The following is an 11,292-nucleotide window of genomic DNA, read 5'->3' as shown; positions in this document are numbered from 1 at the left end:
TGATGGATTTAAATGCAAAGCCGGGTGGCGCTATGCTTACCCGGCCTACGGTTGAGTGACGTTGTAGGCCGGGTAAGGCGAAGCCGCCACCCGGCGTTTTACATTACTCTTCGCCGTTAAAGCCCGCACGATTGAGCAGGAACTGCGACAGCAGCGCTACCGGACGACCCGTCGCGCCTTTCGCTTTGCCGGAGCGCCAGGCGGTGCCGGCGATATCCAGGTGCGCCCAGTTGTACTTACGGGTAAAGCGCGACAGGAAGCAGCCCGCGGTGATAGCGCCGCCAGGACGACCACCAATGTTCGCCATATCCGCAAAGTTGGACTCCAGTTGTTCCTGGAACTCATCGCCCAGCGGCAGACGCCACGCGCGGTCGCCCGCCTGCTCGGACGCGCCGATCAGCTCATGCGCCAGCGGGTTATGGTTCGACATCAGACCGGTAATGTGATGGCCCAGCGCAATCACGCAGGCGCCGGTTAGCGTCGCCACGTCGATAACCGCTTCCGGCTCGAAGCGTTCAACGTAGGTCAGCACGTCGCACAAAACCAGACGGCCTTCGGCATCGGTATTCAGCACTTCAACGGTTTGACCAGACATGGTGGTCAGCACGTCGCCCGGACGATACGCGCGTCCGCCCGGCATGTTTTCACAGCCCGCCAGTACGCCGATAACGTTAATCGGTAGCTGAAGCTCGGCAACCATACGCATCACGCCGTAAACCGCCGCCGCGCCGCACATATCGTACTTCATCTCGTCCATCCCTTCAGATGGCTTGATGGAGATGCCGCCGGAGTCGAAGGTCAGGCCTTTACCCACCAGCACGATCGGGCGCGCGTCTTCGGATGGATTGCCCTTGTACTCAATCACCGACATCAGCGATTCATTCTGCGAACCGTGGCCGACCGCCAGATAAGCGTTCATACCCAGTTCGCGCATTTGCTGTTCGCCGATGACGCGGGTGATGACATTTTTGCTGTAGCTGTCGGCCAACTGGCGCGCCTGTGACGCCAGGTAGGCGGCGTTACAGATATTGGGCGGCATGTTGCCGAGATCTTTCGCAGCCTTAATCCCGGCGGCGATGGCCAGACCGTGCTGAATGGCGCGTTCGCCGCTGGTCAGCTCACGGCGGGTCGGCACATTAAAGACCATCTTACGTAGCGGGCGGCGCGGCTCGCTCTTGTTGGTCTTGAGTTGATCAAAGCTATAAAGCGTCTCTTTGGCCGTTTCAACGGCCTGACGCACTTTCCAGTAGTTGTTGCGGCCTTTGACGTGCAGTTCGGTCAGGAAGCAGACGGCTTCCATTGAGCCGGTATCATTCAGAGTATTTATCGTTTTCTGAATAACCTGCTTATACTGACGTTCATCAAGCTCGCGCTCTTTGCCGCAACCAATGAGGAGGATTCGCTCGGAAAGAACGTTAGGAACATGGTGCAGTAACAGAGTCTGCCCCGGTTTTCCTTCCAGTTCGCCGCGACGCAGCAATGCGCTGATGTATCCGTCGCTAATTTTGTCGAGCTGTTCTGCAATCGGAGAAAGGCGACGCGGTTCAAAGACGCCCACGACAATGCAGGCACTCCGCTGTTTCTCCGGGCTACCGCTTTTTACACTGAACTCCATGCACTATGCTCCTGAATCTTAAAGACAACAGTGGTGGCTACCGCTATACTCGTCGTCTTTCAAGTTGCAGATGCGTTGGCTGCGCCTGCTCACCCCTGTCACTTACCTGATGTAAGCTCCGGGGCTTCACAGTCTTGCCGCCTGCCTGCAACTCGAAATCCATTAGAGTATAGAAATTGAAAGCTTTCGTAACTCATGTCCGCTGTTGCGGTGACTTCGTGTTAATCTTAACGTTATTACGGCATTGGCACGTCAGAACAAGTTCTGAGAGGTGAATCCGCTGAGTATAATGATCTTAGCGATGATTTCGACGACTCAAGAGAATAAATGACGTTTAAGCCATGAAACAAGCTAAATTCCAGCAAAAAAATGGGTTTTTACGGGCGTATTTAAAGTGATAATCATAAGATATCTGGTGCGGGAGACGCTCAAAAGCCAGCTGGCGATACTCTTCATCTTACTTTTGATCTTCTTTTGTCAAAAGTTAGTGAGGATTCTCGGCGCGGCGGTTGACGGCGATATTCCCGCAAATCTGGTGCTCTCGCTTCTGGGGCTGGGCGTACCGGAAATGGCGCAGCTCATCCTGCCTTTAAGCCTGTTCCTGGGGCTGCTGATGACGCTGGGCAAACTGTATACCGAAAGTGAAATTACGGTCATGCACGCCTGTGGGTTGAGCAAAGCCGTACTGGTAAAGGCTGCTATGGTACTGGCGTTATTTACCGGTATCCTTGCGGCGGTTAACGTGATGTGGGCCGGCCCCTGGTCGTCAAAACACCAGGATGAAGTGCTGGCGGAGGCGAAAGCGAACCCCGGTATGGCGGCGCTGGCGCAGGGGCAATTCCAGCAGGCGACCAACGGCAGCTCGGTGCTGTTTATCGAAAGCGTTGATGGCAGCGACTTCCATGATGTTTTCCTGGCGCAAATTCGCCCTAAGGGCAATGCTCGTCCTTCTGTGGTAGTGGCCGATTCCGGACATCTTACCCAGTTGCGCGATGGCTCCCAGGTTGTCACCTTAAACAAAGGGACGCGTTTTGAAGGAACGGCGTTGCTACGCGATTTTCGCATCACCGACTTCCAGAACTATCAGGCAATTATTGGCCATCAGGCCGTGGCGCTGGACCCGAATGATACCGACCAGATGAACATGCGCACGCTGTGGAATACCGACAACGATCGCGCTCGCGCCGAGCTGCACTGGCGTATCACGTTAGTCTTTACCGTATTTATGATGGCGCTGATGGTCGTGCCGCTCAGCGTGGTGAATCCGCGTCAGGGGCGTGTCTTGTCTATGTTGCCCGCCATGCTGCTTTATCTGCTGTTCTTCCTGATCCAGACCTCCATTAAATCGAATGGCGGTAAAGGCAAACTGGACCCGGTTATCTGGATGTGGGCGGTCAACCTGATCTATCTGGCGTTGGCGATTGGTTTAAACCTGTGGGATACGGTGCCGGTCCGCCGCCTGCGTGCCCGTTTTCTGCGTAAAGGAGCGGTATAATGCAGCCATTTGGTGTACTTGACCGCTATATCGGTAAAACCATTTTTACCACCATCATGATGACGTTGTTCATGCTGGTGTCGCTCTCCGGGATCATCAAGTTTGTCGATCAGCTGAAAAAAGCGGGGCAGGGTAACTACGACGCGCTGGGCGCGGGTATGTACACCCTGCTCAGCGTACCTAAGGATATCCAGATCTTCTTTCCTATGGCGGCGCTGCTTGGCGCGCTGCTGGGACTGGGGATGCTGGCGCAGCGTAGCGAACTGGTGGTGATGCAGGCATCGGGTTTCACCCGTATGCAGGTGGCGCTGTCGGTGATGAAAACGGCTATCCCGCTGGTGCTGTTAACCATGGCGATCGGCGAATGGGTCGCCCCGCAGGGCGAGCAGATGGCGCGTAACTATCGTGCGCAGGCGATGTATGGCGGTTCGCTGCTTTCCACCCAGCAAGGTCTGTGGGCGAAAGACGGGAATAACTTTGTCTATATTGAACGGGTGAAGGGCGACGAGGAGCTGGCCGGCATTAGTATTTACGCTTTCAACGATCAGCGTCGTTTGCAGTCGGTGCGTTACGCCGCTTCGGCAAAATTCGACCCGGAGCATAAGGTCTGGCGTTTGTCGCAGGTGGATGAGTCCGATCTGCAAAACCCGAAACAGATCACCGGTTCGCAGACGGTGAGCGGTACCTGGAAAACGAATCTGACGCCGGATAAGTTAGGTGTGGTGGCGCTGGACCCGGATGCGCTTTCCATCAGCGGTCTGCATAACTACGTTAAATATCTGAAGTCGAGCGGACAGGACGCCGGACGTTATCAGCTCAATATGTGGAGTAAAATCTTCCAGCCGCTCTCCGTGGCGGTGATGATGCTGATGGCGCTGTCGTTTATCTTTGGACCGCTGCGTAGTGTGCCGATGGGCGTGCGCGTGGTGACGGGGATTAGCTTCGGCTTCGTCTTCTACGTCCTCGACCAGATTTTTGGCCCGCTGACGCTGGTATACGGCATTCCGCCGATTGTCGGCGCGCTGCTGCCGAGCGCGTCTTTCTTCCTGATTAGCCTGTGGCTAATGCTGCGTAAGTCGTAATCACAGTAATCGTAGGCCGGATGGCGCTGCGCTTTTCAGGCCTACTCCGGACCCGTAGGCCGGATAAGGCGTTTACGCCGCCATCCGGCAATGCAGTAAAGCGCAGTGCCGGATGGCGCTGCGCTTATCCGGCCTACCAGGACCCGTAGTCCGGATAAGGCCTTTACGCCGCCATCCGGCAGACCGCCTGGTATTCCTCGAATGATGTAGCGCGTAACCTGACGCGTGGCGCTTTTGGCTACGCGTAAAGCTCAGGCAAGCTGCGGGAAAAAGTAGATCAAAAAATTTATAATGTGTTGCCGTGATAAATCTGATAACCCAAATCAATCGTATTATGGTTGAGATCGTTATTTTTAATTTTGTTGAGCAACATCTGCGCGGCTCTGCGCCCGATCTCAAAACGAGGGGTAATTACGCTGGCGAGGCTCGGTATCATTTGCCTGCCCATCTCCAGACCGTGGAAGCCGGCGATGGAGATCTGCTCCGGTACGGCCAGTTGACGCTCGCGGCACCACAGTAGAGCGCCCATTGCGATATCGTCGTTAGTACAAAAGACGCCATCTACGTCCGGGTGCGCAGTAAGCGCATCACGCATTAGCTGTATCCCCAGATGGATAGAGGAGATAGCGCGGGGATTGATGCGCAACGGCGCCAGCCCCCGGCGCGTCATCGCATCGCAGTAGCCATGATAACGCTGCTCATCTCGGATATCGTCTTTTGAACCCAGATAGAGGATTTTTCGCCGCTGGCGTTTATCCAGCATGGTACTGACCATATCAAAGGCGGCCTGACGGTTATCAAACCCTACCTCCATATCTAAGCGGTCGCCCTGGATATCCATGAGTTCTACAATCGGAAGGGTAGCTGAGCGCAGGAATTTGACGGTTCTGAGGGTATGATATTTTTCTGAAAGAATAATGCCGTCGATATTGTAAGACAGTAAATTGATAACGGACTCTTCTTCCGAATCGCGATTGTAATTGTAATTCGCAATGAGAGTTTGGTAGTTATGACCCGACGTTACGGATTCAATCCCGGCAAGAATGTCGGCAAACAACTGGTTCTGAAAAGAGGGGATCAGCACGCCCAGAGTGTAACTTTGCGCGTTTAACAGCATAGCTGGCGCGCGATTTGGTATGTAGTTAATTTCCTCCATGATCTGCGCAATACGCTCGCCGGTTTCCCTGGCGACTTTTTTCGGTGAGCGGATGTAACGGCTCACCGTCATTTTTGTCACGCCTGCAAGCGTAGCGATATCCTGCAAAGAAATTCTGTGATTCCTCATGTTTTCTCCAGTACCGGGGGCGGGAACGTCGCCCCCATGGTTAATTGGGCTGCGGATGATGAATTAATGCAGAACCGCATTCAGCGCCAGTACGCCCAGCAACCCCATGACAGAAATCAATGTTTCCATAACGGTCCAGGTGCGTAGGGTTTCCCCGACGCTAAGATTAAAATACCCTTTAAACAGCCAAAAACCGGGATCGTTAACATGTGATGCAATAACGCTTCCCGCGCCTGTCGCCAGTACCATTAACGCCGGATCGGCGTGGGTTACGTTAATAATCGGCAATACGACGCCCGCTGTGGTTATCGCGGCCACGGTCGCGGAACCTAACGCAATACGCAGCACGGCGGCTACCGTCCAGCACATTAATAACGGAGATAGCGAGGTGCCGGTCATTAATTGCGAGATATATTGGCCCACGCCGCTATCCACCAGCACTTGCTTAAACGCGCCGCCGCCCGCGATGATAAAAACAATCATCGCAATAGCGCCAATGGACTCGCCGACGATATCCATCACCTGCTCAACCGTACGTCCATTGCGTCGGCCCAGCGTAAAAATGGCGATGATAATGGCAATAAACAACGCCACTGCTGGATTACCGATAAATTCGAAGAAAACCCGCACGGCATTCGTTTTTGGCAGCGTGATTTCACATACCGCTGCGATGGCCATCAGAATGACCGGGATCACGGCGGCAAAAATACTGTTCCAGAATGACGGCATCTCCTCTTCACTGAATAGGTGAGGATTAAATAATCCTTCAGGCGGCGCTTTTTCAAATCGCGCCAGCAATTTTGAAAACAGAGGGCCGGCAACAATCACGGTCGGTATGGTAATGATTAACCCATACAGCAGGGTCGTACCGAGATTTGCCTCAAAAATTGTCGCAATAGCGGTAGGGCCGGGATGCGGCGGCAGGAAGCAGTGCGTAACGGATAAGGCGGCGACCATTGGAACCCCGACATACAGCAAGGGCAGTCCCGATGAGGCCACAATCGTAAAAACGAGCGGCAACAGCAGTACGAATCCGACTTCAAAAAACATTGCCAGGCCGACGATAAGCCCGGTGATCACCAGCGCCCATTGCACGCGTTTTTTGCCGAACGTATTAATGAGCGTCGTCGCAATGCGCTGCGCTGCGCCTGTATCGGAAATTAATCTTCCCAGCATCGCGCCAAAACCGAGGATCATGGCGAGTCCGCCCAGAGTACCGCCAATTCCGTTTTGTATGGAGTGCAGGACGTCTTGCGCGCCCATCCCTTCGGCAAAACCCACCACGGCGGCAACCAGAACAAGGGCGATAAAGCCGTTAACTTTAAAGCCAATCATTAAGACCAACAGCAGCGCAACGCCTGCCGCAATAATTATTAATGGCATATTCGTCTCTCTTATTAGCGCCAAAATAGCAGCGCTTACGCGCTGCATCGTATTTCCCTGGTCAGACGGCAACCAGCATACCGCCATCGACAAACAGCAGATGTCCGTTAACAAAGTCGGAGGCTTTTGACGAGAGAAACACCGCTGCGCCAATAAGCTCCTGGGGATCGCCCCAGCGTGCGGCAGGCGTACGTTTGCATAGCCAGGAGGTGAAGGCTTCATCTTCAACCAGCGCTTTGGTCATCTCCGTTTTGAAGTATCCCGGCGCAATACCGTTGACCTGGATATTATGACGCGCCAGCTCCACGCACATGCCGCGAGTCAGCATCTTCACGGCACCCTTCGACGCGGCGTATGGCGTAATCGTGTCGCGGCCCAGCTCGCTTTGCATCGAACAGATGTTGATCACTTTTCCTGCCTGCCGCGCCACCATACGGCGCGTAACGGCCTGGGAGACGAGAAAAACCGCGGTCTGATTTACGGCGATGACGTCATTCCACTCCTGCTCGGGAAACTCAGTAAACGGATGACGGCGCTGGATACCGGCGTTATTTATCAGGATGTCAATGACGCCGATATCTTTTTCGATATGTTCAACCGCAGCTTCAATATCTTGTTTATGGGTGACATTAAAAGGAGCGGCAATAGCCTTTATTCCTTCCTGCTGAAGTTTCGTCACGGCTGTTTCGGCGCGCTCCGGAGTAATATCGTTAACAATAATGCGCGCGCCATAGCGACCAAGGCCGGTCGCCAGCAAATAACCAATTCCCTGAGCGGCTCCGGTGATAAGGATATTTTTACCTGCCAGTGAAAAAAGATCGTTCATGATAGTGTCCCTTATTTTACTTTCTCAGAAAACGAGCTGAACTTTTGCCGCCTGTGTTTTGTCTCCGGCAAAGATCAGCGCCGGTTCCAGGTCGGTAAATGGATATTCCGCGCTCAGTAACGGCAGCGGATCGATAACGCGGTTGGCAAGCCAGGAAACCGCAGTATTAAATTCGGTCGTAAAGCGGAAAGAGCCTTTCAGGGAGATCTCTTTGCTTATTAACATCATCATCGGGAAGTTGGGTACTGCGCCGCCCATGCCAACCTGCACCATCACGCCTTTGGCCCGTGTGACTTCCAGACACGTTGAGATAGAGGAAGGATGCCCAGAGACTTCAAAACTGATATCGAAATACCCTTTTTCTGCTTTCCAGCCATCGAGAGAATCATGCTGTGGGTTCACCAGCGTATCCGCGCCCATCTGCCGGGCCAGCGAGAGAGAACGGGCGCTGATATCGGCACATACCACTTCCGCCGCGCCCAGCGTTTTTACCGCGCTAACAATCAGGCAGCCGATAGGGCCAACGCCGGAGATAAAGACGCGTTTGCCTTGCAGATCGCCCGCCTCATGAGCCGCATGAATGGCAACCGCCAGCGGTTCGGCAAAGGCCATGGCTTTTTCGTCTGCCTGTTCCGGCCAGGGAATGCACTGAACGGTATCGACAGCTTTAAATCGGGTAAAACCGCCATCGACATGCGGAAAATACATGGCGCTGCCAAAGAAACGCATTTCAGTACAGTGGTTTTCTTCATGCTGCAGACAGTATTTGCAATGACCGCAAGGCTTCGATGGATTAATCGCTACCGGTTGTCCTTCACGTAATAAATCTGAGTCGCTATGAACAATTTTGCCAATCACTTCATGACCTAAAATCATTGGCGCTTTTACTGTAAAATTGCCGACTTTGCCTTCCTGATAATAATGTAAGTCAGACCCACAAATGCCTCCACGGGTAATTTGTACGAGTGTTCCTTTATTATTCCATTCAATATTTTGTTCCGTAACGGCAACAGCACGCTTACCCGCAACAACGCAGGATTGAGTTTTTACTTCCATAAATTCCTCACTGGTCAGGTAGTTACCCTGAACGCATTTAAGCGGTTTTATTTGTCATTATTTGTGACTTATGTCACGCTGGAAAATTGTTACACTACAATGTTACGCATAACGTGATGTGCCTTAGAGTTCTTCTCTATGGAAATTAAAAAACGTGAAATTGTCGAACGTAGAGGCGTAATATTGTGTTGTGGAATATGACTCAGAGGTATTTAAATGGCCGGGGAAAGCTATATTTTAATGGGTGTTTCAGGTAGTGGTAAGTCTTTAATAGGCAGCAAGATTGCAACATTATTTTCTGCGAAGTTTATTGACGGCGATGATCTCCATCCGGCGAAAAACATTGATAAAATGTCTCAGGGAATACCGTTAACTGATGAAGACCGTTTACCCTGGCTGGAACGATTAAATGACGCTTCATACAGTCTTTATAAAAAAAATGAGACGGGATTTATTGTCTGCTCGTCATTAAAAAAACAGTACCGCGATATTTTACGTAAGAGTAGCCCTAACGTACATTTCCTGTGGCTGGACGGCGATTACGCCACCATTCTGCAGCGAATGCAGCGTCGTGCCGGGCATTTTATGCCGCCAGACCTGCTGCAAAGTCAGTTTGACGCGCTGGAGCGACCGTGTGCCGATGAACATGATATTGCGCGTATCGATGTTAATCATGACATCGAGCACGTGACGGAGCAGTGCCGACTGGCTGTACAGGCTTTTCGTCAGGCACTCAGCGCTTCCTGATCATTGTCAAAGCGCTGAGTCAGGCGGTCAGAAGTCAGCTTTTAGCACTACACGATAGCGGGCTTTACCGTCGCGAACGTGCTGAATAGCCTCGTTGATTTGTGACATTGCGAACAGTTCCGTGGTGGGCGCGACTTTGCTGCGTCCGGCGAATTTCATCAGTTTGCGAAGTTCATATGGCGTTCCGGTTGCCGAGCCTGAGATACTGCGATCGCCGGCAATTAATGTAAATGCCGGTACGGGCAGCGGCTTCAATACCGCCCCAACGGTATGGAAGTTGCCGCCATAGGTCAGCGCTTCGAAGTAGGGTTGCCAGTCGAGATCGACGTTAACCGTGTTAATAATGAGATCGAACTGACCCGCCAGTGCTTTTAACGCTTCCGGATCGCGGCTGTTCACCACGTTATTGGCACCCATCGCCAGCACTTCCTGCTCCTTCGATGGATTTGAGCTGAACGCGGTGACTTCGCAGCCCATCGCGTGTAACAGCTTTATGGCGATATGCCCCAGCCCGCCAATACCGATGACGCCAACGCGGCTGGTAGCAGTAATATGGTGCATCAATAGCGGTTTAAAGACCGTAATGCCGCCACATAACAGCGGGCCTGCGGACGCCATATCTATATTCTCCGGAAGAGGAATTATCCACTGCCAGCCTGCGCGAAGCTTCTCGGCAAAACCGCCACGATTGAGGATAGTGGGCACTGCGCCTTCCAGGCAGTTAATTTGATTGCCGCTGATACAGGCATCGCAGTGTCCGCAGCTGCGCGCCGTCCAGCCGATTCCAACGCGCTGGCCGACTTTTAGTCCCTTATCCTGTGCCGCGCTGCCGAGTGCGGCCACCCGACCGATTACCTCATGTCCGGCAACCAGAGGGTATTGAGAGAACCCCCATTCATTGTCGATCATCGACAGATCGGAATGGCAGATCCCGCAGTAGTCGACCCGTACCTCGACATCTTCCGGTTGGAGTTCTCCCGCGTCATATTCATAGAGTTCGAGCTCGCCACCCGCCTCTTTGGCGGCATAGCTTTTTATTATCGTCATTGTGCTTCCCTTAATGTGGTGTTGAACTGAAAAGTGTAGAGTATGGAGGCGAAGGACGCCCGGCGTTAATCTGCTGGAGAAGGCGGGAAGTAGCCTGATTATTCTATTTAATACTCAACGCTGCTGAAATTTTCAGCACTTAGCGATACAGGTGTATGCTCGTGCTTGCATGGCGGCGTATGACAGGTATAATCCACAACGTTTTCCGCATACCTCTTCAGTGCCGAAGTGGCGAAATCGGTAGACGCAGTTGATTCAAAATCAACCGTAGAAATACGTGCCGGTTCGAGTCCGGCCTTCGGCACCAAAAGCATGTAAATGGACCTCAATTGAGGTCTTTTTTTATGTCTGAAATCCGCGCTATACAAGGCTTTCCACGATTTTTCCTTCAACTGAAGTAATCTAACTCAACCCACATCAACAAGCTTGTGAGTATGCTAATGAGTATATTTTCCGATTCTATATTGCTTGTATACTCACGAGATACCAATCGAAGGAGGTCCATCATGGCCCTAACGGATACTAAAGTTCGTTCTGCGAAACCTGAGGATAAAGAGTATTCACTTGTTGACGGTGACGGCATGTCCTTACTTGTAAAACCTAAATAGCTGCGCCAAATAGTAGATCACTTTGATGGAACTCAGCCCGGATTGTGCGATCTGATCAATCGCCAAACATCACAAATCACCAACCGGACTGAGCGATGCCGATCATAGCACCAATTCCCCGTGACGAACGACGCCTGATGCAGAAAGC

At 52.6% G+C, this 11,292-nt stretch carries 10 protein-coding genes, 1 tRNA gene and 2 pseudogenes; 7 read left to right on the top strand and 6 right to left on the bottom strand.

Annotated elements, in window-relative coordinates; translation table 11 throughout:
- Nucleotides 1–103 precede the first annotated feature (103 nt).
- A complete protein-coding gene (pepA, locus tag ACLD11_RS12855) occupies nucleotides 104–1,615 on the bottom strand; it encodes a leucyl aminopeptidase (protein ID WP_000397158.1) in 1,512 nt (503 codons plus the stop codon).
- Nucleotides 1,616–1,895: 280 nt separating this feature from the next.
- Here pepA and ACLD11_RS12850 point away from each other — a divergent pair, with 280 nt between their 5' ends.
- The 4 genes and pseudogenes from ACLD11_RS12850 to ACLD11_RS12835 all read left to right on the top strand — a co-directional run.
- A complete protein-coding gene (locus ACLD11_RS12850; protein ID WP_212724070.1) occupies nucleotides 1,896–1,946 on the top strand; it encodes a hypothetical protein in 51 nt (16 codons plus the stop codon).
- 63 nt (nucleotides 1,947–2,009) lie between these two features.
- Complete coding sequence (gene lptF / locus ACLD11_RS12845; protein WP_183059459.1) at nucleotides 2,010–3,110, top strand: LPS export ABC transporter permease LptF; 1,101 nt, start codon at nucleotides 2,010–2,012, stop codon at nucleotides 3,108–3,110.
- A complete protein-coding gene (gene lptG / locus ACLD11_RS12840) occupies nucleotides 3,110–4,192 on the top strand; it encodes an LPS export ABC transporter permease LptG (RefSeq protein WP_001182242.1) in 1,083 nt (360 codons plus the stop codon). The genes lptF and lptG overlap by 1 nt, the downstream gene beginning before the upstream one ends.
- Before the next feature lie 105 nt (nucleotides 4,193–4,297).
- Nucleotides 4,298–4,402 (top strand): annotated as a pseudogene (locus tag ACLD11_RS12835) (hypothetical protein); the annotation flags it as partial.
- A gap of 76 nt (nucleotides 4,403–4,478) precedes the next feature.
- On the opposite strand, the gene ACLD11_RS12830 reads toward ACLD11_RS12835, so the two are convergent.
- The 4 genes from ACLD11_RS12830 to idnD all read right to left on the bottom strand — a co-directional run bounded on the left by ACLD11_RS12830 (nucleotide 4,479) and on the right by idnD (nucleotide 8,742).
- Nucleotides 4,479–5,477, bottom strand: coding sequence for a LacI family DNA-binding transcriptional regulator (locus ACLD11_RS12830; RefSeq protein WP_001244064.1), 999 nt, complete (start codon nucleotides 5,475–5,477; stop codon nucleotides 4,479–4,481).
- A 63-nt stretch (nucleotides 5,478–5,540) separates the two neighbouring features.
- Nucleotides 5,541–6,860, bottom strand: a complete 1,320-nt coding sequence (gene idnT, locus ACLD11_RS12825) for a gnt-II system L-idonate transporter (RefSeq protein WP_001128356.1) — start codon at nucleotides 6,858–6,860, stop codon at nucleotides 5,541–5,543.
- A 61-nt stretch (nucleotides 6,861–6,921) separates the two neighbouring features.
- On the bottom strand, nucleotides 6,922–7,686 hold the full coding sequence (gene idnO, locus ACLD11_RS12820; protein WP_411014979.1) for a gluconate 5-dehydrogenase: 765 nt from the start codon (nucleotides 7,684–7,686) through the stop codon (nucleotides 6,922–6,924).
- A gap of 24 nt (nucleotides 7,687–7,710) precedes the next feature.
- On the bottom strand, nucleotides 7,711–8,742 hold the full coding sequence (idnD, locus tag ACLD11_RS12815) for an L-idonate 5-dehydrogenase (protein ID WP_411014978.1): 1,032 nt from the start codon (nucleotides 8,740–8,742) through the stop codon (nucleotides 7,711–7,713).
- A gap of 216 nt (nucleotides 8,743–8,958) precedes the next feature.
- Here idnD and idnK point away from each other — a divergent pair, with 216 nt between their 5' ends.
- Nucleotides 8,959–9,489, top strand: a complete 531-nt coding sequence (gene idnK / locus ACLD11_RS12810; RefSeq protein ID WP_000896756.1) for a gluconokinase — start codon at nucleotides 8,959–8,961, stop codon at nucleotides 9,487–9,489.
- Between the two features lie 27 nt (nucleotides 9,490–9,516).
- Here the strand turns inward: idnK and ACLD11_RS12805 are convergent, their stop codons facing one another.
- Nucleotides 9,517–10,536, bottom strand: a complete 1,020-nt coding sequence (locus ACLD11_RS12805) for an NAD(P)-dependent alcohol dehydrogenase (RefSeq protein WP_156010296.1) — start codon at nucleotides 10,534–10,536, stop codon at nucleotides 9,517–9,519.
- A gap of 222 nt (nucleotides 10,537–10,758) precedes the next feature.
- Here ACLD11_RS12805 and ACLD11_RS12800 point away from each other — a divergent pair.
- Nucleotides 10,759–10,843: transfer RNA gene (locus ACLD11_RS12800), tRNA-Leu, on the top strand.
- 199 nt (nucleotides 10,844–11,042) lie between these two features.
- Nucleotides 11,043–11,138 (top strand): annotated as a pseudogene (locus ACLD11_RS12795) (integrase); the annotation flags it as partial.
- Nucleotides 11,139–11,292: the final 154 nt, after the last annotated feature.

The organism is Salmonella sp. 741265116_PST (assembly GCF_046567715.1).
GTDB lineage: Bacteria > Pseudomonadota > Gammaproteobacteria > Enterobacterales > Enterobacteriaceae > Salmonella > Salmonella enterica.
The sequence above is the reverse complement of the archived record's forward strand: the minus strand, read 5'-3'. Positions and strand labels throughout refer to the sequence as shown.

Bases quoted from the DNA above. Each gene is read 5' to 3' on its own strand.
- idnD (WP_411014978.1), bottom strand. From the start codon at position 8,742: ATGGAAGTAAAAACTCAATCCTGCGTTGTTGCGGGTAAGCGTGCTGTT.
- ACLD11_RS12805 (WP_156010296.1), bottom strand. From the start codon at position 10,536: ATGACGATAATAAAAAGCTATGCCGCCAAAGAGGCGGGTGGCGAGCTC.
- lptG (WP_001182242.1), top strand. From the start codon at position 3,110: ATGCAGCCATTTGGTGTACTTGACCGCTATATCGGTAAAACCATTTTT.
- idnK (WP_000896756.1), top strand. From the start codon at position 8,959: ATGGCCGGGGAAAGCTATATTTTAATGGGTGTTTCAGGTAGTGGTAAG.
- idnO (WP_411014979.1), bottom strand. From the start codon at position 7,686: ATGAACGATCTTTTTTCACTGGCAGGTAAAAATATCCTTATCACCGGA.
- pepA (WP_000397158.1), bottom strand. From the start codon at position 1,615: ATGGAGTTCAGTGTAAAAAGCGGTAGCCCGGAGAAACAGCGGAGTGCC.
- ACLD11_RS12830 (WP_001244064.1), bottom strand. From the start codon at position 5,477: ATGAGGAATCACAGAATTTCTTTGCAGGATATCGCTACGCTTGCAGGC.
- idnT (WP_001128356.1), bottom strand. From the start codon at position 6,860: ATGCCATTAATAATTATTGCGGCAGGCGTTGCGCTGCTGTTGGTCTTA.